25 protein-coding genes and 3 pseudogenes are annotated in these 25709 nt (G+C 54.9%); 14 read left to right on the top strand and 14 right to left on the bottom strand.

Annotated elements, in window-relative coordinates:
* Nucleotides 1-1672: M1 family metallopeptidase (locus JCM17844_RS10935; protein WP_150000990.1), on the bottom strand; the 1672-nt coding region annotated here is incomplete at its 3' end.
* 200 nt (nt 1673-1872) lie between these two features.
* On the opposite strand from JCM17844_RS10935, the gene JCM17844_RS10940 reads away from it, so the two are divergent.
* Nucleotides 1873-3450, top strand: a complete 1578-nt coding sequence (locus tag JCM17844_RS10940; RefSeq protein WP_150000991.1) for a carbon-nitrogen hydrolase family protein — start codon at nt 1873-1875, stop codon at nt 3448-3450.
* A 17-nt stretch (nt 3451-3467) separates the two neighbouring features.
* Here JCM17844_RS10940 and JCM17844_RS10945 read toward each other — a convergent pair whose 3' ends face one another.
* Entirely contained in the window at nt 3468-4391 is a 924-nt protein-coding gene (locus JCM17844_RS10945; protein WP_150000992.1) for a cation diffusion facilitator family transporter, read from the bottom strand.
* 152 nt (nt 4392-4543) lie between these two features.
* Here JCM17844_RS10945 and JCM17844_RS10950 point away from each other — a divergent pair, with 152 nt between their 5' ends.
* The 4 genes from JCM17844_RS10950 (at nt 4544) to JCM17844_RS10965 (ending at nt 6842) form a co-directional block, all read left to right on the top strand.
* Nucleotides 4544-5872, top strand: coding sequence for an amidohydrolase (locus JCM17844_RS10950; protein WP_150000993.1), 1329 nt, complete (start codon nt 4544-4546; stop codon nt 5870-5872).
* A 125-nt stretch (nt 5873-5997) separates the two neighbouring features.
* A complete protein-coding gene (locus tag JCM17844_RS10955; protein ID WP_150000994.1) occupies nt 5998-6381 on the top strand; it encodes an HPF/RaiA family ribosome-associated protein in 384 nt (127 codons plus the stop codon).
* 51 nt (nt 6382-6432) lie between these two features.
* Nucleotides 6433-6639 (top strand): hypothetical protein, encoded by a 207-nt coding sequence (locus JCM17844_RS10960; protein WP_150000995.1) that lies wholly within the window; start codon nt 6433-6435, stop codon nt 6637-6639.
* Nucleotides 6621-6842, top strand: a complete 222-nt coding sequence (locus tag JCM17844_RS10965; RefSeq protein ID WP_210431849.1) for a DUF3775 domain-containing protein — start codon at nt 6621-6623, stop codon at nt 6840-6842. Before JCM17844_RS10960 ends, JCM17844_RS10965 begins: the two co-directional genes overlap by 19 nt.
* 73 nt (nt 6843-6915) lie before the next feature.
* Here the strand turns inward: JCM17844_RS10965 and JCM17844_RS10970 are convergent, their stop codons facing one another.
* Nucleotides 6916-9021: a TonB-dependent receptor gene (locus tag JCM17844_RS10970; protein ID WP_150000997.1), complete on the bottom strand. Its 2106-nt coding sequence runs from the start codon at nt 9019-9021 to the stop codon at nt 6916-6918.
* A 169-nt stretch (nt 9022-9190) separates the two neighbouring features.
* Here JCM17844_RS10970 and JCM17844_RS10975 point away from each other — a divergent pair, with 169 nt between their 5' ends.
* Nucleotides 9191-9697 carry a transcriptional repressor gene (locus tag JCM17844_RS10975; protein WP_150000998.1) on the top strand — a complete coding sequence of 169 codons (507 nt, stop codon included), beginning with the start codon at nt 9191-9193 and terminating at the stop codon, nt 9695-9697.
* Here the strand turns inward: JCM17844_RS10975 and JCM17844_RS10980 are convergent.
* The 4 genes from JCM17844_RS10980 to JCM17844_RS10990 form a co-directional block, all read right to left on the bottom strand.
* Nucleotides 9694-10068, bottom strand: a complete 375-nt coding sequence (locus JCM17844_RS10980) for an acyl-CoA thioesterase (protein ID WP_150000999.1) — start codon at nt 10066-10068, stop codon at nt 9694-9696. The genes JCM17844_RS10975 and JCM17844_RS10980 overlap by 4 nt on opposite strands.
* 33 nt (nt 10069-10101) lie before the next feature.
* Nucleotides 10102-11301 (bottom strand): mechanosensitive ion channel family protein, encoded by a 1200-nt coding sequence (locus JCM17844_RS10985; RefSeq protein WP_150001000.1) that lies wholly within the window; start codon nt 11299-11301, stop codon nt 10102-10104.
* A gap of 109 nt (nt 11302-11410) precedes the next feature.
* A complete protein-coding gene (locus tag JCM17844_RS15215) occupies nt 11411-11575 on the bottom strand; it encodes a hypothetical protein (protein WP_210431850.1) in 165 nt (54 codons plus the stop codon).
* 40 nt (nt 11576-11615) lie between these two features.
* On the bottom strand, nt 11616-12359 hold the full coding sequence (locus tag JCM17844_RS10990; RefSeq protein WP_150001001.1) for a DUF1499 domain-containing protein: 744 nt from the start codon (nt 12357-12359) through the stop codon (nt 11616-11618).
* 146 nt (nt 12360-12505) lie between these two features.
* Between JCM17844_RS10990 and JCM17844_RS10995 the strand changes: the two genes are divergently transcribed.
* Together JCM17844_RS10995 and JCM17844_RS11000 are read left to right on the top strand one after the other, a co-directional pair.
* Nucleotides 12506-12937, top strand: coding sequence for a CBS domain-containing protein (locus JCM17844_RS10995; RefSeq protein WP_150001002.1), 432 nt, complete (start codon nt 12506-12508; stop codon nt 12935-12937).
* A gap of 97 nt (nt 12938-13034) precedes the next feature.
* Complete coding sequence (locus JCM17844_RS11000; RefSeq protein WP_210431851.1) at nt 13035-14468, top strand: aminotransferase; 1434 nt, start codon at nt 13035-13037, stop codon at nt 14466-14468.
* A gap of 2 nt (nt 14469-14470) precedes the next feature.
* Here the strand turns inward: JCM17844_RS11000 and JCM17844_RS11005 are convergent, their stop codons facing one another.
* Complete coding sequence (locus JCM17844_RS11005; protein WP_150001003.1) at nt 14471-14815, bottom strand: EamA family transporter; 345 nt, start codon at nt 14813-14815, stop codon at nt 14471-14473.
* Nucleotides 14815-15393, bottom strand: coding sequence for a DMT family transporter (locus JCM17844_RS11010; protein ID WP_210431852.1), 579 nt, complete (start codon nt 15391-15393; stop codon nt 14815-14817). Before JCM17844_RS11010 ends, JCM17844_RS11005 begins: the two co-directional genes overlap by 1 nt.
* Nucleotides 15394-15528: 135 nt before the next feature.
* Here JCM17844_RS11010 and JCM17844_RS11015 point away from each other — a divergent pair, with 135 nt between their 5' ends.
* Nucleotides 15529-16131, top strand: coding sequence for a methyltransferase (locus JCM17844_RS11015; protein ID WP_150001005.1), 603 nt, complete (start codon nt 15529-15531; stop codon nt 16129-16131).
* A gap of 10 nt (nt 16132-16141) precedes the next feature.
* Here JCM17844_RS11015 and JCM17844_RS11020 read toward each other — a convergent pair whose 3' ends face one another.
* The 4 genes and pseudogenes from JCM17844_RS11020 to JCM17844_RS11035 all read right to left on the bottom strand — a co-directional run bounded on the left by JCM17844_RS11020 (nt 16142) and on the right by JCM17844_RS11035 (nt 19420).
* Entirely contained in the window at nt 16142-16990 is an 849-nt protein-coding gene (locus JCM17844_RS11020; RefSeq protein ID WP_307725805.1) for an NAD-dependent epimerase/dehydratase family protein, read from the bottom strand.
* Between the two features lie 29 nt (nt 16991-17019).
* A pseudogene (locus tag JCM17844_RS16705) lies at nt 17020-17127 on the bottom strand (NAD-dependent epimerase/dehydratase family protein); the annotation flags it as partial.
* The gene (locus JCM17844_RS11030) at nt 17124-18314 is read right to left on the bottom strand and encodes an SMP-30/gluconolactonase/LRE family protein (RefSeq protein ID WP_150001007.1); all 1191 of its coding nucleotides are present in this window, start codon (nt 18312-18314) and stop codon (nt 17124-17126) included. The pseudogene JCM17844_RS16705 and the gene JCM17844_RS11030, both read right to left, overlap by 4 nt.
* Entirely contained in the window at nt 18314-19420 is a 1107-nt protein-coding gene (locus JCM17844_RS11035; RefSeq protein ID WP_150001008.1) for a sulfotransferase family protein, read from the bottom strand. The genes JCM17844_RS11030 and JCM17844_RS11035 overlap by 1 nt, the downstream gene beginning before the upstream one ends.
* A gap of 252 nt (nt 19421-19672) precedes the next feature.
* Here JCM17844_RS11035 and JCM17844_RS11040 point away from each other — a divergent pair, with 252 nt between their 5' ends.
* The gene (locus JCM17844_RS11040; RefSeq protein WP_210431853.1) at nt 19673-20287 is read left to right on the top strand and encodes a TIGR02466 family protein; all 615 of its coding nucleotides are present in this window, start codon (nt 19673-19675) and stop codon (nt 20285-20287) included.
* A 26-nt stretch (nt 20288-20313) separates the two neighbouring features.
* Here the strand turns inward: JCM17844_RS11040 and erpA are convergent, their stop codons facing one another.
* Nucleotides 20314-20655: an iron-sulfur cluster insertion protein ErpA gene (gene erpA, locus JCM17844_RS11045; RefSeq protein WP_150001010.1), complete on the bottom strand. Its 342-nt coding sequence runs from the start codon at nt 20653-20655 to the stop codon at nt 20314-20316.
* Between the two features lie 145 nt (nt 20656-20800).
* Here erpA and JCM17844_RS16070 point away from each other — a divergent pair.
* The 4 genes and pseudogenes from JCM17844_RS16070 to nagZ all read left to right on the top strand — a co-directional run bounded on the left by JCM17844_RS16070 (nt 20801) and on the right by nagZ (nt 25644).
* A pseudogene (locus JCM17844_RS16070) lies at nt 20801-21996 on the top strand (deoxyguanosinetriphosphate triphosphohydrolase).
* A pseudogene (gene argS / locus JCM17844_RS17335) lies at nt 21993-23746 on the top strand (arginine--tRNA ligase). The pseudogenes JCM17844_RS16070 and argS overlap by 4 nt, the downstream one beginning before the upstream one ends.
* A 96-nt stretch (nt 23747-23842) precedes the next feature.
* Complete coding sequence (locus JCM17844_RS11060; RefSeq protein ID WP_150001011.1) at nt 23843-24628, top strand: SPOR domain-containing protein; 786 nt, start codon at nt 23843-23845, stop codon at nt 24626-24628.
* Nucleotides 24625-25644 carry a beta-N-acetylhexosaminidase gene (gene nagZ / locus JCM17844_RS11065; protein ID WP_150001012.1) on the top strand — a complete coding sequence of 340 codons (1020 nt, stop codon included), beginning with the start codon at nt 24625-24627 and terminating at the stop codon, nt 25642-25644. Before JCM17844_RS11060 ends, nagZ begins: the two co-directional genes overlap by 4 nt.
* Nucleotides 25645-25709 lie beyond the last annotated feature (65 nt).

Genomic DNA, 25709 nt, shown 5'->3' on the forward strand with positions numbered 1-25709 from the left:
CGAGATCGATGCCGCTGGCATCTTCCATGGTGCGGAAGAAATCGGCAGGCATGGGGCGCTTGAACCACCAGCGTTGCGCATATTCGCGGAAAGCGAAATCGAAGGCTTCGCGGCCCATCACCGTTTCGCGCAGGATGTTGAGCGCAATGGCGGGTTTGCCATAAGCATTATTGCCAAATTGCAGGATCGATTCCGATTGGGTCATGATCGGCACCTGATTGGGTGAGATCATATAGTCCACGATGTCGTAGGCATGGCCCCGACGCGAGGGATAATCTTCTTCCCATTCCTGCTCTGCCAAAAATTGCAAGAAGGAATTCAGGCCCTCGTCCATCCATGTCCAATTGCGCTCGTCGGAATTGACGATCATGGGGAACCAGTTATGCCCCACTTCATGGATCACCACGCCGATCAGGCCATATTTGGCGCGGCGGGAATAGGTGCCGTCTTTTTCAGGACGCGGACCATTGGAGGTGATCATGGGGTATTCCATGCCGCCGCCGATAGGGCCATTGACGGAAATCGACACCGGATAGGGATAAGGTACGGTCATGCGGCCATAGGTTTCCAGTGCCTGCAAGATCGCCGGGGTGGAATATTTGTCCCACAAAGGCATGCCTTCGTGGTAGAAAGACATGGCCATGACGGTGCGGCCATCGCGCTCATGATGACCCTGGGTATCCCAGACGAACTTGCGGCTGGAGGAAAAGGCAAAATCACGCACATTTTCCGCCTTGAAATGCCAGGTGCGGGTTTCGTCGGTGCCTTCTTTTTGATTGTCTTCGGCTTCTTCACGGGTGACGATGAAGACCGGCTTTTTGGCGGTTTTGGCTTTTTCCAAGCGATCGCGTTGCTTTTTGCTCAGCACATCTTGAGGGTTTTGCAAAACGCCGGTAGAGGCAACGATATGGTCCGCAGGAACGGTGATTTCCACATCATAATTGCCAAATTCAAGGGTGAATTCGCCCCGACCAAGGAAGGCCTTGGTGTTCCAGCCATGCACATCGGTATAGGCCACCATGCGGGGGAACCATTGGGCGATGAAATAGATGTAATTGCCATCGTCCTTGAAATATTCCCAGCCGCCCCGGGCGCTCATGGCTTTGCCTTCGGGGATTTTATAGTGCCAATCGATGGAAAATTCGATGGTTTCCCCGGCCGCCAAAGGTGTGGGCAGATCAATGCGCATCACTGTGTCGCGCACGATATGAGGCAGGGATGCACCATTTTTGCCTTTTACGGATGTGATCTTGTGACCAAGCGTGCCTTCATCGGCGATCATCAGCATACGCAAGGCGTTCATGCTCATATCGGTTTTGGAAGCCTGGGTCAGCGTTGCCCAGGCATTGGAATGCTTGGCAAAGCGGTTCTGGTCCAGTTGCAGCCACAAATAAGACAATGTATCGGGTGAATTGTTCTTGTATGTGATGGTTTCGGAACCGGTCAGGGTTTGTGTTTCATCATCAATGGAAACGCGGATCTTATAATCGGCTTCCTGTTGCCAGTAGGCATGGCCGGGCGCACCCGATCCTGTGCGATAGCTTGTGGGTGTGGGCCAGACTTCTTCCATTTGACGGAAGGCATCATGATGGCCGTTTTTGGTTTGCTGTATGGGGTGTGCAAAGGCGGAGGCCGCCACAAAAAGCAGGGGCAACAGAAGAAAGATGCGCATGAAACAGGTCCCTTGAGAGTGTCTGGCTTATGCCGGATCGCAATTTCTTATTTGAGTCCTTTTAAAGACTAGCCGAAGAATGGACCAGATCGCAATGCTACTTGCTATCGGCCGGCAGACACAAAGCTGTCAATATGTGACCCTATTGCGAAATCTATATGAAATGACAGTGGCTTGGGATTGTCCCGAAGGAAAATATAATGGCGGACCAGACGAAAAAGCGTACATTATTCGTACGGCAAGCGCAGTTCGCGGATATCGACGCGATCGTGGCTTTGTTGAAAAAAGCCTATCCCACCATGGAAACCATGGTGCCGGAAAATCTGCGCGGTCCTTTGAGTCGCTTTCCGCAGGGGCAGTTCGTTGCCCTTTATGACGGGGCGATCGTGGGGGTGTGCCTTACGTTTCTTGTCAGCGAAGATATTGCGCTCAAGCCCCATAGTTGGTCGGAAATCACGGGCAATGGCTTTGCTTCGCGCCATGATCCCGATGGGGATGTGCTCTATGGCATGGAAGTGGCCGTGGACCCCGATGCGCGCGGCCTGAAAATCGGCCAAAGGCTTTATGATGCCCGCAAAAAGCTGGTGCGAGAACTGAAAATCAAAGGAATCGTGTTTGCCGGACGGATGCCCGGCTATGCCCGCCGTCGCCGCCGCTTCTCAAGCCCGGAAGCCTATCTGGAAGCGGCAGAAAACCGGCAGGTGCGTGATTCCGTTTTGGGATTTCAATTGCGCAATGGCTTCAAACCGGTGCGGATATTGAAGAACTATCTGCCCATGGACAAAGAAAGCATGGGCTTTGCGGCCTTGATGGAATGGCGCAATCCCGATATCGCCAATACCGAGCAGACCAAAGGCGTGCACAGCACCCGGTCTGGCGGACGTCCGGTGCGGGTGGCCACGGTCCAGATGAAAATGCGTGCGGTTACATCTTTTGACGGGTTTTTGAGCAATGTGGCGTATTTCGCCGAGGTGGCCAGCGATTATCATGCCGATTTCGTGGTGTTCCCGGAATTGTTCACGCTGCAGCTTTTGTCTGCCGAGCCAAAGAAACTGACCCCGCAAGAAGGCATCGAAGCCCTGACAAAATATGCCGCGCAATTTCGCGAAACATTGCGGGATATGGCCATGCGCCTCAATATCAATATCATCGGTGGCTCGACGCCGGTGCGCATGGATAATGGGGATGTGAAAAACATCAGCTATGTGTTTTTGCGCGATGGCGCGGTGCATGCGCAGGATAAAATCCATCCCACGCCCAATGAACGGTTTTGGTGGAATATCAAAGGCGGCTCGAAAGTGGCGGCCATTCCCACCGATTGTGGCATGATCGGGGTGCTGATTTGCTATGATAGCGAATTCCCGGAATTGGCGCGCCGCTTGGTGGATCAGGGCGCCTTGATCCTGTTTGTGCCTTTTTGCACCGATGAACGGCAAAGCTATTTGCGGGTGCGGTATTGTGCCCAGGCCCGCGCCGTTGAAAATCAAAGCTATGTGGTGTTGGCGGGCAATGTGGGGAATTTGCCCAATGTGGAAAACATGGACATTCAATATGCTCAAAGCTGCATCCTGACCCCGTGCGACTTTCCCTTTGCCCGTGATGGTATTGCCGCCGATACCACCCCCAATTCGGAAACCGTGGCCTTTGCCGATCTGCATCTGGATGATCTGGTGCGAGCGCGCAATTCGGGAACGGTGACCAATCTCAAGGACCGGCGCTATGATCTTTACCGCATCGATTGGGAGCGCAAAGAAGCAGAAGAGGCCGAAGAAAACTAGGGCTTAGGGGGCTGATCCTAATCATGCGAGTGATCGGCACATCCTTCGCGTTCGATCTGGATGGTGGAATGGGTGATGCCATAATGGTCTGACAAAAATCTCTTGATGCGTATCAGAGTGTCGTCGGCATTGTCTTTGGAATTGATTTCGATATGAACGGTCAGCATGGGGCGTTCTATCGTTAACAGCCATACATGCAAATGATGCACACCGGTCACCTGCGGGATGGCCTGGATCAGCTTGTCGCGCAATTCATCAAGATCCAGATGTTCCGGCGCGCCTTCCATCAGGATATTCAGGGTGCGTTTTGTCAAAGACCATCCCGCCCGCACCAAAAGCATCGCCACCAGCAAGGACAGGATCGGGTCGATGGGTGTCCATCCGGTGAGCACAATCACAAGACCGGCGATGATAGCGGCGATGGAGCCAAGAATATCGCCAATGACATGCCATAAAGCGGCGCGGATATTGAGATTGTCCTGATCCGCCCCGTGCAACATGCGAAAGGCCACCAGATTGACCAAAAGACCGACAATCGCCACAGCCAGCATTGGCCCGCCCAGCACCGGGGGCGGGGTGATCAGGCGCTCCACCGCTTCCCAAAGAATCCATCCGACCAAAATCAGCAGCGCAAGGCCGTTTATGAAAGCGGCCACCACCTCGAACCGGTAATAGCCATAGGTTTTGGCATGATCGGTGGGCCTGCGTGACAGGCGAAAGGCCGTCCATGCCAAAGCAAGGGCTGCCGCATCGGTCAGCATATGCCCCGCATCGGCCAAAAGGGCCAAAGAGCCGGAAAGCAGGGCGCCCGCCACCTCTACCAGCATGAAACCGGCGATTAAAAGCATGGCCCAAAAGGTGCGCCGTTCATTGCGGCTATTTATGGGGCCGGAATGGTGATGGTGCGGATGCTTGTGATGATGCGCGTGCTGGCTGGCCATGGACTTTGTTCGGCTGAAAACGGGGTGTCAGCCTCGCGCGGCGAAGGCTTGGGGTCAAGAGCCGCTTTGACAGACAGCAAATGGCACGCCATCCTGAAGCCGCCTTGCAGCCTGATCGTGCTTGCAACACCATAAAAGAGGAGACACAAACCATGTCGGACCGCTGGAGATCACTGATTGTCCCTGCTTTGCTTTTGGCGTCTGCACCACTTGCCGCTCAAAGCCAGACGGATGCAGAAATCCACAAGGCCGTGGCATCGGATTATGTCTATCTGGAAAATCTGTATACGCATCTTCATGCCAATCCCGAACTCTCCTTCCAGGAGGCCAATTCGGCAGCACGGATGAGCGAAGAGCTGCAATCATTGGGCTTCGAGGTGACGCCCAATGTGGGAGGGCACGGCCTTGTGGGCGTTTTGAAAAATGGCGAAGGACCAACGCTGTTGATCCGCGCCGATATGGATGCGTTGCCGGTGCAGGAAATGACCGGAAAACCTTATGCGTCAACCGTTACGGCTGTGGAGCAAAACGGTGAGGACGTGCATGTGATGCACGCTTGCGGCCATGATGTGCACATGACGGTTTTTGTGGGTACGGCGCGGCGTCTGGCGGCGATGAAAGATCAATGGTCCGGAACTTTGGTGATGATCGGCCAACCGGCGGAAGAGCGCGGAGCCGGGGCAAAAGCGATGATCTCTGATGGATTGTTCCAGCGTTTCCCGCTCCCTGATTATAATATCGCACTTCATGTCAGTTCTTCTTTGGAAGCGGGGCGGATTGCCTATGTACCGGGCTTTGCGCTGGCCAATGTGGATTCGGTGGATATCACGGTGAAGGGTGTGGGCGGCCACGGGGCCTATCCCCACAGCACCAAAGACCCCATCGTTCTTGCCAGCCAGATTGTGATGGGGCTGCAAACCATTGCCAGCCGCGAAGTGAACCCGCAGGATTCGGTGGTGGTGACTGTCGGCTCCATCCATGGTGGTGCCAAGCACAATGTGATCAGCGGTCAGGTGAAGATGCAGCTTACGGTGCGGAGCTATTCCGATGAAACCCGCGCTTATGTGCTGAATGCGATCGAACGCATTGCCCATAATACGGCTCGCGCGTTCGGCCTTCCCGATGATCTGCTGCCGGTGGTTGAGGTGAAAGATGAATATACACCGGCCACCTATAATGATCCGCAGCTTACCAATCGTTTGGCAAAGGCTTTGTCGGACCATCTGGGGGCGGAAAATGTGGTAAAAAGCAATCCGGTCATGGGCGGAGAGGATTTCGGGCGCTATGGCCGCGAAGGCATCCCCAGCGTGATTTTCTGGTTGGGCGCGGTCGAGCCGGAAAAGGTGGCGGCGGCCCGTCGCGGCGAGATTTCGTTGCCGTCTTTACATTCTCCTTATTTCGCACCTTTGCCTGAACCGACCATCAAAACCGGGGTTGCGGCCATGACCCATGCGGCAGTCACGCTATTTGGTGGGGAATAGGCGCTTTTGAAATGTGATTATAAGGGGGGTGTCCGAAAAACATGCGGCATGGATTGACCTTTATGAAGAGAAGGGTTCATGCTGGTGACATCATATGACCGATATCCAAGGAGAGGAGAGCATCTATGTCTTCAAATGCCTTGTCTGTGGTTTTTCGCGGTCTTGACCATTCCGATAGTCTGGAAAAGCGCATTCGCGCGGAATCGGAAAAGCTGGAGCGATTTTTCGATCGCATCACCGGTGGCACGGTCACGGTGGAATTGCCCCATCGCCATGAAGGAAAGTCCCAAAAATTCAGCGTTCATATCCATCTGACCATTGCCGGCCTTGATGATGTGACCGTTAGCCATGAATCCGGTCCGAAATCTGTGCATGAAGATGCCCATAAGGCCGTGCATGATGCCTTCGCCGCCGCAAAACGGCAGTTGAAAGACAAGGTGAATCGTATGCAGGACAAGAAAACGAGGCAGCAATCCGATATTGCTTTTAGTGCATCCGGTGGTGTTTAGGCGCTGGCATAATAGACCGCTGTAGCGCTTCGTTTGACGAAAGGAGTGGCTATGATCCCCGGCAATGGCCCATCAGGGCAATTGGAAGACGATGAAAGCCTGCTTAATGTTACGGTGAGTACCGTGTCGCACATCATTGAACGGGCACAGGAGGCCTATGCGGATATGCCGCAAGGTGATGACAGTGGTGTGGATGTCACCGAACGCGTGGTGCGGAAGCGGATTTCAATGAACTGGCCTTGTTTATCGACGATCTGAACGAGGAAGAGCGGATCGATCTGGTGGTTCTGATGTGGGTGGGACGAGGCACATTCGGGCCGGATGAGCTTGAACAGGCCCGGCGTGATGCCAGCCGCGAGGCAACCCACGCCACATCCGAATATCTGTTGTCCACGCCTTTGGTGGCGGTCTATCTGGCCGATGGGCTGGAAGCTTTTGGTTTGGAAGTCGAGGCCGATTGAACGATTGGAAAGGTTTGCGGGCGGCAGTCTTTGTGAAGGAGCGCCGCCCGCAGGATTTTTGGCATGAAGGGCGTTAAAAACCGGCCCGCAGCGTAAAGCGAATAGAGCGGCCCGGCGCGGGCACCAGGTCTTTCAGAAAGCTGGTATGATAGCGAATGTCGCTGTCGGTCAAATTGCGTCCTTCGATCATCAAGGTGATATCGCGTCCATCAAAGGGATGGATGGACACGGTGGTTCCCAACACAAAATAATCATCGGTAGGAAGTTCAAAGGCGGCAATGTCATTTTGTTTTGCCGCATATTCGCCGGATATGTGAATATCGAACCAATGGCTTTGATAGTCGGCCCCCAATTGGACGGATAAGGGAGGAATGCGCGGCAAAGGGGTGCCATCGCTGCGATTTTTGGCTTCCACCACATCAAATACGGCATTGAGCTTGATGGTCCGCTCGCCCGATTGCCAAAGCAAATAATCCGCTTCCATTTCCAGCCCGTAAAAACGCGCCTGGGTGGCGGAAAATTGCGCCACGGGCAAATTATCCTCTGTTTCGCCGGTGAAACGCTCGAAGATGAAATCGTCATAGGCTGTATAAAAGCCATTCAGGATGAATGTCAGCGGGCCACTGTTCTTTTTCAGGCTCAGTTCCAACCCTTTGGCCGTTTCTTCTCCTAACGTTTCATCGCCGCGTTCAAAGGTGAAGCTGGCCAGATGGGGGCCATCGGAGAACAGCTCATCGGCATTGGGGGCGCGTTCGGTGCGAAAGCCATTGGCACCGATCAAATATCCTGCCCCCAGATCATAGGAAACGCCCGCAGACAGGCTGATTCCGGTGAAGCTGCGGTCAATGGATCGTGTGACGGATTCAACAGTTTGACGGTCCAATCTTACGCCCGCATCCACATGCCACGCGCCGGTTTCAATGCTTTGATAGCTGTAAAGCCCCCATTGCATCGTATCATTGGGGGGCACGAAGGCTTCCAAGCCAATGGCTTCAAAATCGCGGCTGCGCAAATGCACACCGCTGGTGCCGGACCATCCATTTCGATTTTTTTGGGTCAGATCCAGCCGGGCTTCCCATTCTTCGTTCAAAAACAGTGTGCCGATTTCGTCGCCTTCCAGTTCGGCCTGATCATAATCGCCATAGCCGAAACGCAGACTGGCTTTTTCAAAGATCGCAAAGGGCTTTGTCCACTCCCCGATCACGTCAACGCGCAGTTGTTCGATGTCGATGCGAACGCCTTCTTCTTCCTCTTCGCCTCCCTCCTCTTCTTCGCCTTCAAGGGCAACGGGGATGCCGTAAACCGTGTCTAAATGGCTTATCGACGCGCCGATAAAGCCATTGTCTCCCACATAAGAAAGCCCGCCTGTGCCCCCCCAGCTTTCAATGCCGGAATTATTGGCGCGGCCAAAAGGCTCGTCCTCTCCTTCGGGCAAGGGATCGTCCAGACGTTCTTGCTCCGAGCGTAAAAATCCCGGCGCTGTGAAATCCCGATGATTGCGGTAAAAGCCGTCCAGATGGGCCATCCACCCACCGGTGATGTTCAGATCAAGGGCGCCGCTATTCACCACTTCATCGGCGTTGGTGCCATAGCTGGAGCGTATGAAACCGTCTGCTTTTCCGTCTTCTGGAAGGGCGCGTGGCACCCGATTGTCGGTGACATTCACAACCCCTGCAATGGCATTGGCCCCATAGATCAAGGTGGCGGGGCCGCGCACCACTTCGATCCGCTTGGCAGCAGAAAGATCCAGCGCCACCGCATGATCGGGGCTGGTGGTCGATGCATCGAAGCTGCCCAGATCATTGATCAAGACGCGGAGACGGTCACCGGAAAGCCCCCGGATCACCGGACGGCTGGCTCCTTGGCCGAATGCGGTTTGGGATAAGCCCGGCAAACGGTCGAGACTGTCGCCGATGGTGGCCCGTACCGCCTGTTCCAGATCCTCACCGGTCAGGACCGAGGTGCCTTGCAGCACATCATAACGTGATCGCGCACCGGGATGGGCGGTGACAATGATTTCTTCCAACCCGCCCGTGTTATGGCCCAGATGGGTTTGGTCTGATTGGCTTTCCAAGGGGCGCTCTTGCTGCAATTCTGCGGTGTTTGCCAAAACGTCGGGGGCAACAGATGCCCCGGTGAGTATGGCGCCGAACAATAATTTTGTGTGGCGAGAGCGCATGGATCAACATCCCTTTTTTTGCAACAGAGCTTTTGTAATGTTATATTATCACACATACGTCAAGTCTTGACTGTATCCCCGTCATATTTCTGTGGGGAGGGGAAATTGGGTAGAGATGCGCTTATTGATTGTTTAAGCTCACCGTGGATCAAGAGGAGATATATCACCGATGCCGCTTATGCCTGCAAAGCCGGAATATCCGCATGACCACGCGCAATGCTCGTCCGATGCATTGGCGGAGGCGCAAAGGATTTGCGCGCGTCGGGGGGTGCGGCTTACCGAAACGCGGCAAAAGGTTCTGGAGTTGATCTGGGGCGATCATGCGGCTGTAAAGGCTTATGATCTTTTGGAGCAGCTTTCCGGGCCGGGGCGGTCAGTGCGCCCCCCCACCATCTATCGGGCTTTGGAATTTTTGCTGGAAAACGGCCTGATCCACCGTATTGAATCGTTGAACGCCTATGTGGGATGTCCGCAGCCGGGGGGGCAGCACAGCAGCCAGTTTCTGATCTGCGATACCTGTTCCATTGTCATTGAACTGACGGGTGCGGATGTGGCACGGGCTGTGGCAGATGAGGCAACATCGCATGGCTTTGAAATTACCCGCCAAACCATTGAAGTGCATGGCCTTTGTGGTCCATGTGCGGCCCGCCATGCCGAAGGGTCGACCGCGCCCTAGCCTGCATCCACCGGACGGGGATTGCCGTTTTGATCCACGGCCACGAAGATGAAGGTGCCTTCGGTCACCGGAAATTCCTCGTCGATGCCGCGCCGACTCACGCAGACTTCCACATTCACATGCATGGATGTGCATCCCACGGATTTGATCTCGGCATAGCAGCTCACCAGATCGCCCACATGCACAGGGCGGTGAAATTTCATGGCCTCCACAGCCACGGTGGCTACGGCGCCGCCCGCCCTTTGGCTGGCGGTAATGCCGCCCGCAATATCCATTTGCGACAACAGCCAGCCGCCGAAGATATGGCCGTTCAAATTCAGATCGGCCAAACGAGGCGCGGTGCGAATGACGGGGTCGCGTTTGCTTGCCATAAGAAATCCTTGTGTCTGGGCAGTGGCTCGTTTTTATTTATGTTTTTGGGTGTTTTCCGCTGATGCGCGGGGACTTGCATCACTTGCATCGGCCTGTTTTTGCAGGCTTAAGGGAAATGGCTCCGGCGCATCGGGCAGTGATTCCAGATAAAGTGACCGGCTGGGAAAGGCAAAGCCGGTGCCCGCGCCCTCAACGATGTCTTTGATCTGCAGAGCCAGTTTTTCCTTGATCGCCAACCATTCGCCCCAATTGGTGGTGCGGGTGAAGCAATAGAGCAAGATGTCGATGGAACTGTCGGAAAAGGCATCGATGCGCACAAAGGTCGATACCTCCGGCGGATGGGCAAAGTCGTCGCTTTCAAGGATGGTGGCTTCGATGGCATCGCGGATGGTGCGCAATTGCTCTTTCGTAGTGCGATATTCAACGCCGATGATCCATTTGATGCGGCGGTGGGTCATGCGTTGGAAATTGGTAACCGCATTGTCCGACAATTTGGAATTGGGTACGAACACTGGGGCCTTGTCGAACCGGCGGACCATGGTGGTGCGAAAGCCAATATGTTCCACAGTGCCTTCCACAACGCCGTCCACTTGGATCCAATCGCCTGCAAAAAAGCGCTTTTCACCGATTACGAACAGCCCGGCAATCAAATTCTTGAACAGATCCTGTGCCCCCAACGCCACGGCAACACCGAACAGGCCAAGCCCTGCGATGATCGGGCCAACGGCAATGCCCCATAATTCTAGAATGGTGGCTGCCCCCAGCAGGAAAAAAGCAATCTTGGCGGCCTTCACCATCCATTCCACCATCTCCGATGTGAGGAAACCGCGCGGTGCGTTCTGCAACACCGTGCCCATGGGGGTGACCGCGCGATATAAAATCCAGAACAATGTGAAGGCCACAAGAGAACGGTTCAGATTGTAAAAGAACGCCGCCATGTCCGCACTCATATCGAGCACGCTGGTGGCAAAGAAAACGCCCATCACAACAGGAATGAACCGCACAGGATCGGTGATGGCCTCGACCACGCGATCGTCAATATCGGTTTTTGTGCGCACCGCAGCTCTTTTGACAGCCGCTAGAACAAAGCGGGTCATCAAATTGCGGAACAGCATGAACAGCGCAAAAATCCCGAAGGCGATAAGTCCGTTGGAAAGAGGAATACCGAAGAGGCCGTTCTTCCAGACATCAACAACAAGCGTCCAGAAATCCTGAAAAGAGGCGATTTCCATTCGGTCCATCCGTAGAGTGTTCAGAAAAAAAGAGCGGTGATTTAATCTTCGAGTTTGCTTTGCGCCGAAGCATCATGGCCTGAATGCGATGAATAAAACACCAGATACATCAAGCGCAACCCAGGATCAGGGTGAAGCCGATCCCCAAGCCCAAAGCGATATAGCCGTGCATGCTTAAAGTCACGGCGGTCAATTCGTTCAAAACGATAAAGGTGGTGATGCCCACGGCTGCCAGCAACACACTGAGAATAACAACGGTCATGGCATTTTTCATGAGTTTTGGCCTTGTTGAGAGAGGGTTTCCAAAAAATGTCTCACACGCTTGGCATTGGCGCCAGATCGCTGATTCCGATGCGGGAGACAGACCGCACGTCCACGCGGGACTGTCCCTTTTCCATGCGAATACGCACCACAATATCATCCTTGAAACCAAACCATGAGGTCGTGTCAGTGGCTTCCAGCCGCCCATCTGCGACCGAAAAATGGGCAATTTCCCATCCCATCTTTCGGGCCGCCTGCCGGGCGCGCGCCATGGCGTCTTCAACCGAACTGTCTAAAAACAGTGGTGTCAACGTGCCATAGGCTTCCTTGTGATAGATCCGCCAGCGCACATCAGGGGGAACGGCCACCAGATCTTCGCGCCCCCGATCGGGAACGATCAGCGGATCCTCAATTCGGGGCGCGATCACAGTGAAATGCGGTGGATCAATCAAATCCGTTGTAACATCATGGATTGGCACATGGGATGCGGCATCGCGGCGCATCATATAAAGAGCACTCACCACAATCAGGCATAGCATCAATGCCCCTGAAAGCCGGATCACAGTCCGGCCATTGGCTCGGCTGGCGGCAATGATAAGGGCGATAAAGCTGACAATGCCAAGCCCTGCGGCCAGATAAAAAGCCCGGCGCATCACATCGAAGGCGGTTCTGAAAGACAAGGCGTCTGCTTTGACCAAAGGCCCCGGAACCAGCATGAGCAACAGCGCAAGAAAGGCGAAAAGCAGGACGCCGATCGACGCAATGCCCCAAAATCGTGAGGGTTTATCCGGGGCCATGGCTATTTCTCCAGCAAAATATCGTTGAATACTTGTCCTTGGTGGGTCGCATCAAGCATACTTATCCCAGCTTTAAACGAAAAGCGAGGTTCTGCCTTTGTTTCATACGGAAACAGGATGCAGGTCGTTTCAAAATGGAGGGAAATATGACGGTAGCGCAGATCCTGAACGAAAAGGGCCGATCGGTTGTCAGCATTTCGCCCGACGAGACACTGTCCGCGGCGATTTCCCTTCTTGGTGAAAAGCGGATCGGGGCAATTTTGGTTTTAACCAAAGCCGGTGATATTGCCGGGATGCTTTCAGAGCGCGATATCGTTCGGGAACTGGCCCGACAAGGGGCTAGCCTGCTGGATCAGCCGGTGTCTGCCATCATGACAGCGGATGTGATCACGACTGCCCCCGGCGATTCCATTGCTCATCTGATGTCGGTGATGACGGAAGGCCGCTTCCGCCATATTCCTGTGGTGGAAAAAGGCAAGCTGTGCGGCATGGTGTCGATCGGCGATGTGGTGAAAATGCGTATTGCCGAAGCGGAAATGGAGGCCGATTCCCTGAAAGCCTATATTCAGACGGGGTAAATGTCTGGGTGGGGCCAGAAGCAAATGCGGCTTTAACAGATTATTAGCCATGATAGGGCTTAGTGGGCGGTCCCTTTCCTTGAGATGAAAGACTGTCATGACCTCCAGCCCGCATGCTTCCGCCTCAAATGCTGCCCGTTCCACCATTGCCGGTTCCGATGATGCGCAAATGGTGCGTCAGCAACTGCGCGATGCGGATCGCTTGCACCATGTTCACCCTTTTACCGACCATTCGGCTTTGCAACAAAATGGCGGGGCATTCATTGCCGAACGGGGGGAAGGCTCGATGCTGGTGGGGGAGGGCAATATCCGCCTTTTGGATGCCATGGCGGGTCTTGGCTGCGTAAATGTGGGATATGGCCGCAAGGAGATGGCGCTAGCCGCGGCCGATGCCATGCAGAATTTGGCCTATTATCACAGCTTTCAGGCCACCACCAATCCCCATGCCGCAGCCCTTGCCGAAAGAATTGCAAAGGCAGCACCGGGCGCTCTCAACCATGTGTTTTTCGCCAATTCCGGGTCGGAAGCCAATGAAAGCATCTTGAAACTGGTGCGGGCCTATTGGCGTGCCAAAGGGCAACCGAACCGCCAGCACATCATTGCCCGTGATTACGCCTATCATGGCTCTACCCTGTTCACCACCAGCCTGAATGGCCTTCCCCCCATGCATGAAGCCTTTGGCCTGCCGCTTTCGGGGGTCAGCCATATCGACGCGCCTTATTGGTACCGTCAGGGCGGCGATCTGGACCCGGATACCTATGGAAAAAAAGCTGCTCAATCGCTGAAGGATAAAATTACGGAATTGGGGGCCGATCAGGTGGCGGCGTTCATCGCCGAGCCAATTCAGGTGACATCAGGGGTGATCATGCCGCCCGAAAGCTATTGGCCGGAAATTGTCGCCATCTGTAAGCAAGAGGGGATTTTGCTGATCGCCGATGAGGTGGTGACGGGATTTGGCCGCACCGGGCACTGGTTTGCTCAGGATCATTACGGGATCGAGGCGGATTTCATGACCCTCGCCAAGGGCTTGTCTTCAGGTTATATGCCTATCGCGGCCGCGGTGATCAGCGATAAAGTGGCCGAGATGACCTTGCAACAGGGCGGCGCATTTCAGCATGGGTTCACCACGTCTGGTCATCCGGTGGCCTGTGCGGTGGCGCTTAAAAATCTCGATATCATCGCACAAGAAAGGCTGGTGGAACGCGCTGCAAAAATGGGCGCCGTTTTGCATGGCAAGTTGAACACCGCCATTGGCGACCATCCTTTGGTGGGCGAAGTGCGCGGTATGGGGCTTTTGGCGGGGATCGAACTGGTGCGCGACCGGAAAAGCCGGTCACATTATCCTTTGGAACTGGGCCTGTGCTCCCATGTGGCCAATGCGGCCCTGATGCAGGGGGTGATCGTGCGCGCCACTGGAAATTCTCTGGTGATTTGTCCGCCCTTTATCATCACCGAGGCGGAAATCGATATGGTGGTGGCGGCATTGGTGACCGCCCTTGAACAGATTTACGGGCAATTGCAAGCCGGCTAAGATCAGACCACCGGCTTTTCCGGATTGGATAGGGAGTCTGTGGCCATAAGGGCTGGGCGCTTTTTGCGGATCAACATCAGATTGCCAACCAGAACCAGCCCCACACCGGCCACAGCCAGCGGCGTCCATTGATAATTTTCAAAAATCGTGGAAACGGCCAACGCCACCAGTGGAATGGCAATGGCCACATAAGCCGTGCGGCCCAAGCCCCATGTTTTGAGAAGGGTAAGATAAATCGTGAAGCCCGCCACCGTGCCGAAAACCGTGAGATAGAGAAAAGACACCACATAGCCCACACCAAGATCCAGCGCCGGTGGTGTTCCCGTTAGTACGGCATAAAGTGCCATCAAGCGCTGCCATACAGCATGGCATAGCCGTTAAAGGCAAAAAGCGGAAAATTTTTGCCCCGTTCGGTGGCCGCCAATGTATTGCCGAATGAAGCGGACAGCGTGCCCAAAAGGCACAAAACAATGCCGGTAACGAGGCCATCATTGCCGCTGATTTTGGAAAATTCCGGCGCGAAAATCAGCCCGAGGCCGGAAAGCCCGCATAAGGCCCCCACCAACACTTTCGGTTCGATACGGATCCGTAACAATAGAGCGCCATTCACTTGATTGGCCAGCGACATCATGGAGAAAATCACTGCCACAAGGCCAGAGGTCAGATAGCTGGTGCCCCAATATAAAAGCACATAATTGAGACAGAATAACAAGGCCCCAAGCCCTGCGAATACGGCATGATCGGACCATGAAAAGCGCAGACGGCGACGGCTGATGATACACCAGCCAAGCAACAAAATGGCGGCGAGAAAAAAGCGATAGGCCACCGACCATTCAATGGGTACGATGCCGAACTGGAATTTGATGGCATACCAAGTAGACCCCCAGATCAGTACGCATATAATGAACAATACAGCGTTCAGCATAACAGGCTCCAAATGGGGGGTGGCAATACTCGCTCTTAACAGCCGCATTGTTTGTGCGCCACAAACAAATGCCTATGGCACCCGAAAGCATATCTTTTGGATGGTGCGACAGAGCATATAATTTGGGCGTTTTTTATGACCAGCGACCTTCATCATGTCCGGCTTCAAACCATCATACAGGCGATCCGCAAAATGAAGCCGCGGTCGGTGATGGATCTGGGGTGCGGCGATGGGGCCTTGCTTCTGGATCTGGTGAAAGACCGGTCTATCGAGCGGATTGTCGGCATTGATCAGTCCAGAGCTGCGATTGAAGCCTTAAGGCACCGGCTTGCAGCTTTTGATGCCGATTTGCGAGAGCGGGTGACCATAAGGCTTGGCTCGATGATCGAGCCGCAAGGGCATGATCGACAGATCGATTTGGCGGTGATGTGCGAAACCATCGAACATATCGCGCCTTCGGATCTATCGCGGCTGGAAAAAGCGGTGTTTATCCAGCTTATGCCCGCAACCATCCTGATCAGCACACCCAATCGGGAGTTCAATGATCTTCTAGGGGTGCCGCCGCACCGTTTTCGCCATCCCGATCATCGCTTTGAATGGGATCGTGCCGGGTTTCACGCCTGGGCAAGCGGGGTGGCCAAGCGGCGTGGCTATGATGTGGATGTGTCTGATCTCGGGGGGGCGCATCCGCTTCTGGGCGGCCCGTCGCAAATGGCAGTCTTTCGCAAAGCTGCCTGAAGTCTATGCCCTATGAATGGCCCAGAATGGCGTTTGCGGTGCGGGTGATGGCCTCTTTTGCGGGTAGCGGGGCCCAATCCAGACAGGTTTGCGCCTGCTGGATATCAAAGCGTCTGGGGTGTTTTGCCACCTTCACCGCTTCCACAGAGGCTGCCGGAGCTTTTCCGGTGAAGCGCGCGGCCCAGTCTCCGCTTTGTCCTGCCAATGAAGCCACCCACCAAGGGATGGATATGCGCGGCATGGCCTTGTTGCTGATATGATGCAGAATGGCCAGAAGGTCCTGAAACTCAATGGTTTCGCCTGCCAGAATAAACCGGCTATTGGTCGGCGCTTTTTCGGCGGCAATCCGGTGCGCCTGCGCGGTTTGCGCCACATCGATCAGATTGAGCGCCGTTTTCAAATAGGCTGGCGGCGGGTTGAAAAGAAACCCTTTCAGCATTTCTGTGGGTTCGGTGATGAAGTTATCGGGCGGGCCAATGGGAACGGTGGGATAAAGGATCACCACGTCCAGCCCGTCCCCCATGGCGCGGCGCAGGGCTTCATCGGCGTGCCATTTGGACCGGCTATAGGGGCCGGCCATCCCCTGAAGCGCAGGTTTCGGGTCCGTTTCGGCAATGGGGCTGGGGTCGCGATCGCGCCAATCGCGCAGGATCAACGCGGTGGAGGTGGCCACAAGGCGGCTTACTCCGGCTTTTTTTGCGGCCTTGACCACCCGTTTGGTGCCTTGGTGATTGATAGCATCAAATATGGCCGGATCGCGCGCCCATAGCCGTGCGTTGGCGGCCAGATGAAACACCTGATCGCGGCCAGCCATGGCTTTTTCCAGGGCGGTATCGTCCAGGATAGAGCTTGGTGGCAGACAACATCCGCAGGAAGAGCTTGCGGCGAGGCATAAGGGTCAAGCACATGCACATCATAGCCTGAACCGATAAGTTGGCGAACCAAATGGCTGCCGATAAAGCCTGCCCCGCCGGTAACAAGTACAGATCGGCTCATTGTGCTTGCTCTTGTGTTGTTGCATCCTGATCAATGTGGCACAGGGCAAGGCCCGGTGCGAAGGCAGAGCCAAGGATCAGATATGGTCCGCTTTGGGCGGCAACGGTGGTTCCGGGCAGGATATCCCCCTTTAGGTCAAGGATTTTTGCCCAGGAAAAGGATCCATTTTCGGGATCGCGCCACAGGCGATAGACCTGCCCGTCGGGAGTTCTGTTGCGGCCGAAGCGGCTTTTGAACAGCGCATAATCCGACAGATCTGGGATGGCGGCGATATAAGCGGCACCATCGGCGCCAAGAGTGATATTGTCCGGCGCGGCCTCAAGATATATGTCGGCTTGTACCGGCCCCAATTGGCCGCTTTTTGCATCCATTATGGAAAAGGCGCGGATGGATTTTCGGCGGGTTTCGGCTACAAGAAGGATGGGGCCGGAAAGGGGGGAGGAGGCGCGTTCGCTATGGGTGGGCGCATGACCGTCAAGAATTTCAAGGCCGTTGGTGAAATACAGCCCTTCGGATACTGGGTAGCTGGCGCTTTTATGCTGGAAAAAAACTGTGCCGCGGGCCAGCCCTAAAATATTTTCCACCGCCCGTCCCACGGCCCCGCAAGACGCCCGATCATTGGACACATAAAGTCCTTCCCCCAGACCGACCATATTATTGGCATTGCATAGGGGCTGGGCATTTTCCATAGGGCGGGCCAGATCGATCCTTTGCCCGTTTTCGGTCAATGTCAAAGCCAGAAGACGCGGATTTTGCCCCATGTCATGGGGAAAGCGGTCGATGGTGTAAAGTCGGCGGGTGCCGTCTTCCCCGATGGTCAGGTCAAGGCCATGCGGGCGTATGGGGCTGTTGTCGGGCAAGGGCAGGGGGTGGGCAATCAGGCGGTTCGGTTGATTGGAAAGATCCGCCATCTCCAGCATCAGCACGCCACCGGGGAAAATATCGGCGGGTGGTGTGTTCATCAGCGCCGTGCGCCGGTCATAGGCGGCCAGATAAATCTGCCCCGATGCGTGGTCGATCTCCATATCCTCGATACCGGTGACCGTGCGGCCCTGCGTGTCTTCCACGTCCACGCTGCGGCAATGGGAAACGGTTATGGGAGAGGAAGGCGCGGGCGACCTGTTGTCTTTGCAGGCGGAGATCATCAGCCCCATCAGCACCATGCATGCAAGGCGCCCTGCCATCATTAGATTTGGTCCTCATAGCCCCAATGGCGGATAAATTCTCCCCAATGGGTTGCCACTTTTTCCTTCGCTTCATCGGATGCGGTGAAGCTGTTTTTGCGGTAATCACGCACGCTTTCCAGATATCCTTCGAACACCGGACGGTCGGCATCCAGATCGGGCAGGTCCAAATGATCATAGATGCGCTCGATCTGGGCCATGGGATCGCTTTGGAAATTATCAAAGCTGAGTTCCACAAACTGGTTTTTGGTCAGATCTTTGGTTTCGGCGCGCAGATTGCTCATCATGCGGGCATAGGTTTCCAGCACCACCCGATCAATATCCACATGCGACCAATCTTGCAGGGCAAATTGCGCAAACAAGGCCGTGTAGAAATTGCGCATGGACAAAAACACCTTCACCGGATTGCGGTGAATATGAATGAATTTCGCATCGGGCCACAGGGTGCGCAGCATGGCGGGCCGTGCCGTATAGACCGGATTTTTGATCAGCAAGCGCCGTCCCGGCTGGGCAAGGGCCAATTTGTCGTACAAATAGCGCAAATCGCGCTGCCATTGCGCAATGTCTGTGGCGTTGGTGTGATCGAAAAACACCCCGCGCTGGAAATAGTGGTCGAACTGCTTGGGAAAATACAGCCCGTGGTAAAAAGACAAGGGTGTCATATTGGCAAGGGCGATTTCATCTTCTTGTGGCGAATCCGCATTGACCTGCACCTTGTCGATATAGCGATGTTCGGGCAGCTTTTTCGTCAAAAGCGGTGCCAGCGCCCGACCCAGAAGCAGAAAATCCCATGGCAAGGCGGTGGCGAAAGGCGAAACATAGCCAAAGCGGTCGGATTTGGAGAGCACATTATAAAGATGTGTGGTGCCGGATCGCCAATGGCCAAGGATGAAGATAGGGGCCGGTGCCTTTTTGGCCTGATGCCGTTTCACCGCCACATAAGCCCGTTCCACAAGGGAAAAAGGCAAACGCCCAAGGGCGGCACTAAAAGCGCCGCGCATATGTTGGCGACGGTCCGGGGAAAGCCCGTCGGCTTTGCGCCAGACAGACCACAAAGTGGCAAGGTTTGCGCCATAAAGCGGATGGGACGTATCGGCCTTTTGGGACATGAAATGGGGATCCAGCCTTGTCTGACAGTAAGAATGTGCGTTTGATCGCCCTTTGCCGGGAAGAATGTCAAGCATCACGCATGGGAGATTGCGAAAACCATGCGCACATTCCGGTGAAAAGAAAACCGGCGGGGCTGTTTTTTCCGGTCCTTGTCCGCTCTGTCCCTTGCCAGAGCGGATGGCAACGGATTATGAAGGTTTGAGACGCAATTGGTATAAGTATTTCAACCGCTGCACGAAAGGAATTGGCCTGTGACCCAGCCACAAAAACCGAAAGGCGAGGTACGCCCCATTTTCCCGGCAGGTGCGGTGGTTCGATATGAGAATCCGGATCATAAGGATGTGCGCATCGATGATCTGCACTTTGAGCAGAATTATGGCTCAACCACCCAATCCACCAGCCAGGATCGCAATATCTTGAAGGAAGACCGATTCAAGGCTTTGGGAAAGCATCTGGAATCTTGCGTAAAAGATTATCTCGATAATGTTTATTGCTATGATTATGAGAAATTCGCCATCGTCCACGCATGGGTGAACCGTGCACCGGAAGGTGGCTTCCAACGCATGCATTTTCACGGCAATTCGGTGGTGAGCGGCGTTTATTATCTAAAGGCGGACCGCAAACAAAGCGCGCCCTTGATGTTTGAAAAGCCCGAAATCAACACATCGCCTTATCTGGCCATTACATCAAAGCAGCAAACCATTTTTACTGCCAACCGCATTGCTTATCCGTCTGAAACGGGGCTGTGCTATCTGTTCCCCAGCCAGATCCGGCACGGCTATGAAACACCCACCCAAGGCGGCGAGCGCATCAGCCTTGCGTTCAATGTGATGCTGTCTGGTGTGGGGTCGTTTTACCGGATCTGAGGGGGCGCGTTCAGCCAAACCGGTGCTTATACAGAAAAGGAAGAGCCACAACCGCATGAGGATTGCGCGTTGGGGTTCTTCACCTGAAATGATGCACCGATCAGATCTTCCACATAATCAATTTCGGACCCAAGCACATAGAGAAGCGACATATCGTCTACCAGCACCTTCACGCCATGTTGGTTCGATGCGATGTCACTGGGCTCTTCTTCACGCGATAGATCGAATTTATAGCTGAATCCCGAACAGCCACCGCCGGAAACCGACACGCGAAAAGCAAGATCGTCCCCACCTTCGGCGGCGATCAGGTTTTTCAGCCGGTTGGCGGCTTTTTCAGTCAGCTTTACAGGAGGTGGCGCTTCAGCCATATCATGGTTTCCTAAACAGGGTCGCGGATTCGAGCTTAGATTTAGGAACTTTACGATCAGTGTCAATGCGCTGTTCGCATTGCACAGGGCGTAAAGAGCCGATACATATGCCAAAATGGACCATAAAATTGATTTAGCGCCGCATATGGCGATGGAAACGCTGCTGGCACCTTGGGCCGCCAAGAGCAACGAGAGTCGCGGGCGTTTGATTTTTGAGCCGGAAAGCGCCACCCGAACGGTGTTTCAGCGCGATCGGGATCGGATCATTCATTCCAGCACTTTTCGCCGGTTGAAGCATAAAACCCAAGTCTTCGTGTATCATGAAGGCGATCATTATCGCACGCGCCTCACCCACAGTATCGAGGTGTCGCAGATTGCCCGGGCGCTGGCCCGTTCCTTGCGTTTGAACGAGGATTTGGCAGAAGCGCTGGCACTGGCCCATGATCTGGGCCATCCGCCCTTCGGCCATGCAGGCGAAGCGGCTCTGGATCGGGCGATGCAGCCTTATGGCGGATTCGATCATAATGCCCAAACGATCCGGCTGGTAACGGCGCTGGAGCATCCTTATGCAGGATTCAGCGGCCTTAATCTTTGTTGGGAAACGCTTGAAGGTTTGGCAAAACACAATGGCCCCCTTGTGGATGCCCCCATTGATTCGCAAAACCCGCCCGATAGCCTGCCTTTCGGGCTAAAAGAATATTTGCGGATTGATGATCTGGAGCTGCACACATGGCCCAGTGCCGAAGCGCAGGTAGCCGCCATTGCCGATGATGTGGCCTATAACAATCACGATATTGATGATGGCCTGCGGGCCGGGCTGTTTTCTCTGGAGCATTGGCCGAGGTGCCTTTGGTTCGGGCCGCATTGGATGCGGTGGATGCCAAATTCCCCGACATTCCCCAAGATGTGCGTATCCATGAATTGGTGCGGCGGCTAATCGGCCGGATGACCGATGATATTCTGACACATTCCCGGCAGTTGATCGCCGATCTGGACCCTGTTTCGGTGGATGATATCCGCGGTGCAGATCATGCGGTGGTGTATTTCTCTCCTGCCATGAAGGCCGAGGTGGATGTGTTGCGGAACTTTTTGTTCACCAATATGTACCGCCATCGCTTTGTGCGCCGCATGACCGGCAAGGCAAAAAGGGTAGTGCATGATCTGTTCACCCTGTATATGAGCGAGCCAGAGCTGTTGCCGCCCTTCTGGGCCAAGATCGCAACCGGCCCGGAAACCACAGAAACCGCCCGCGCAGTGGCTGATTTCATCGGCGGTATGACAGACCGCTTCGCCCTGCGTGACCACGAAAAACTTTTCAGTATATCGGCAAGCCCCAAATGAACGTCTTTGCATATTTCAAAACCCTTCTGGATGCGGCCATCAAAAGCGCACAGGCTGATGGCGCTTTGCCCGGTGACCTTGATCTTCATGCCGTAACGGTAGAGCCGCCACGGGACCCTGCGCATGGCGATGTGGCCAGCAATGCGGCTTTGGTTCTGGCAAAACCTGCCGGTAGAAACCCCCGTGCCATTGCCGAAGATCTGGCGGCACTGCTGCGGGAAAATGACGATGTTGTGGCCGCAGAGATTGCCGGTCCGGGCTTTATCAATTTGCGTTTTGCCGATGATTTCTGGTTGGCCCGCATTCCCGATGTGCTGAAAGAAGGCGTTGGATATGGGGCAGGGGTGGCCATTGAAGGGCAAAAAGTAAATGTGGAATATGTGTCGGCCAATCCGACGGGGCCGATGCATGTGGGGCATGTGCGCGGTGCTGTTGTGGGCGATGCGCTGGCCAATCTCTTGGAAAAGGCCGGATATGCGGTCACACGGGAATATTATATCAATGATGCTGGGGCCCAGATCGATGTGCTGGCCCGCTCGGTTTATCGGCGCTATTGCGAAGCGCGGGGCCGCGATATGGGGGCCATTCCCGAAGGTCTTTATCCCGGCGATTATCTGATCGGCGTTGGCGAAAAACTGGCAGATATCCACGGCGATGCTTGGCTGGATCAGCCGGAAGATGTGTGGATGCAGCCGATTCGTGACTTTGCCACCGAAGCATGATGGACATGATCCGTGATGATCTGGCTGCCCTTGGCATCAGCCATGAGGTGTTTTTCTCCGAGCGCAGCCTGCATCAATCGGGCCGGGTGGATGAAACACTCAACTGGCTGGAAAAAGAAGGCTTTGTTTATGAAGGCGTTCTGGAGCCACCCAAAGGCAAAACGCCCGAGGATTGGGAGCCGCGCCCGCAAACCCTGTTTCGGGCCAGCCAATTTGGCGATGATGTGGACCGGCCTTTGAAAAAATCCGATGGTAGCTACACCTATTTCGCCGCCGATATCGCCTATCATTATGATAAGTTCGTCCGGGGCTTTAACCATATGGTGCTGGTCTTGGGGGCCGATCATGCGGGTTATGCCAAGCGCATGGAAGCGGCGGTGAAGGCCATATCGGGCGGCAAGGCATTTTACGATGTGCGGTTTTGCCAACTTGTGCGCCTGTTCCGTGGCGGAGAGCCGGTGAAAATGTCGAAACGCGCCGGCACCTTCATCACTTTGCGCGAAGTGGTGGATGAAGTGGGCGCGGGGGCCGTGCGCTTCATGATGTTGATGCGCAAGAATGACGCCACATTGGATTTCGATTTTGCCAAGGTGAAAGAACAATCGCGCGATAATGCGGTGTTTTATGTGCAATATGCCCATGCGCGGGTGCAATCGGCGGTGCGTAAGGCTTGTGAAGCCTTTCCCGATATGGCGGCAGATGATGCAGCCCTTCTGGATGCGGATTTGAGCTTATTGAAAACAGAGTCGGAAATTGCCCTGATCAAGCGGGTGGCGGCTTGGCCGCGGCTTGTGGAAACGGCAGCCATTGCCCATGAGCCGCATCGCGTGGCATTTTATCTCTATGACTTGGCGTCCGAGTTTCACAGTCTCTATAATCAGGGCAATGATCGCCCGGAGCGTCGGTTTATTATTGAAGGGAATGAATCCCTGACCCGGGCGCGGGTGGCCTTGATCCGCACGGTTGCGGTGGTCCTTGCGTCGGGATTGGCGGTTCTCGGTGTGGAGCCACTCGACGAGATGCATTGAAACCTTTGGGGAAGGGATGGGCGAAGGCCCTTGGAAAATTATGGTCAATGACAATGACGCGCAAGATGATGGCGAAACGCTCCGTGGCTTCAGCCGGTGGATGAAGATGCAGCGGGCGTGAAGGACGAACCAAGCCTTTTCCCGCGTGTTCTGATCGCCGGAATTTCGGTGGCGGTGGTGGTGCTGTTCGCGGCATTGATCTGGATGATCTACTCTCAGGGTGAAGGTGGCGGCGAGCCGATTCTGGTGGAAGCGCCTGAAGGCCCGACGAAAATAGAGCCCGAAGATCGCGGCGGCATGGATGTGCCCCATAAAGACAAGCTGGTGTTCAACCGGGTATCGGGTGAGCGTTCCGATGCCGATGAACAGCTTCGCCCCATTGCGGAAACGCCTTTGGAGCGCCCCGATGTGCCCTCTTTGGAAGCGCGGATCGAAGAAAGCGCCGAGCCTGTAGCATCGGGCGTGAAAGAGGTCGTGGCAGCAGTATCCGGTGATCCTGATAAAGATGATGGCGCGAAAGCCGCTGTTGCCGAAATGACGGCGGACGAGCCGGATGTGGCTGAAAAGGATGCTGAAAAAGACAGTGCCGCATCAAAGCCGTCCAAAGAAAAAGCATCTGCAGGATTGCCCAGAGATCAATGGGCTATTCAAGTGGCCGCTTATCGCCAGAAACATTATGCGCGGACATGGATGATCAAGACGAAATTCGAACATAAAGAGGTTTTCGGCGATCTGACCTCGGAGCTTGTTGAAACCAAGCGGGACATGGCGACATATTATCGGGTGCGTTTTGGTTCTTTCCCTGATCGTGCTGCCGCCCTTGCAAAATGCGACGAAGTTAAGAAACTGGACTTGAATTGCATCGTGGTGGCCCCGGAGTGAGTAAAGCAAAACCCATAATTCTCGGCGTAAGCGGGTTGGAACTGACGGCAGATGAAGCTGCCTTATGTGCCGCTGAACGCCCTGCCGGGCTTATTCTGTTTCGGCGCAATTGTGAAACACCCGATCAGCTTCAGAGTTTGATTGGGGCGTTCCGGGATGCGGTGGGCGATGCGGATGCGCTGGTTTTGGTGGATCAGGAAGGCGGGCGCGTGGCCCGCTTGCAACCGCCCCATTGGCGCGAATTTCCGCCTGCGGCTCTTTATGGGCGCATTGCCCAAGAAGATTTCATAGAGGCGGCTGCGGCGCTTCAACTGGCGACGACCCTGCAAGCATGCGAATTGCGCCGCTTGGGCATCACTGTGAATTGCGCGCCGGTGCTGGATCTCTTTTACCCCCAAGGCCATGACATCATCGGCGATCGGGCTTTTTCCGCTGATCCGGATGTGGTGTCCCGCTTGGGTCGGGTGGCGGTGGATGCGATGATCAATGCCGGCGTGTTGCCTGTGATAAAGCACATCCCCGGACACGGGCGCGCCACGATGGACAGCCATTTGGACTTGCCGCGCATCGATGCGGACGTGCGCAGTTTGTGTGAAACGGATTTCGTTCCCTTTAAAGCCCTGGCCGATGCCCCTTTCGCCATGACCGCCCATATTGTCTATGACGCCATCGACCCGGCATTGCCTGCCACCCTTTCGAGCAAGATGATCGAAGATGTCATTCGTGGCGATATTGGTTTTGATGGCGTGTTGCTATCGGACGATATCACCATGAAAGCTTTGGATGGTTCGATGGCTGAACGGGCGGTGCGAGCCTTGGATGCGGGCTGCGATCTGGTGTTGCATTGTTCGGGTGATTTTGATCAGGCCCGCACGGTTCTCGAGGTCACCGAGATGATGAGTGCCGATCTCGCGGATTGTTTGTCGCAGTCACTGTCTTTGATTGCCAATCCTGCCCCTGCCGATCTCGATAATGCCAGTGCGCGCCTGTCGCAATTGATCGGCGCCTGGGTTTGACGCAAAGAGCCGGGGTGTATTCGCTGAATAAACCGGGGCTTAGCCGCACCGGATGTGGAGTATAG

This window comes from Iodidimonas gelatinilytica (assembly GCF_008579125.1).
Classification (GTDB): domain Bacteria; phylum Pseudomonadota; class Alphaproteobacteria; order Sphingomonadales; family Rhodothalassiaceae; genus Iodidimonas; species Iodidimonas muriae.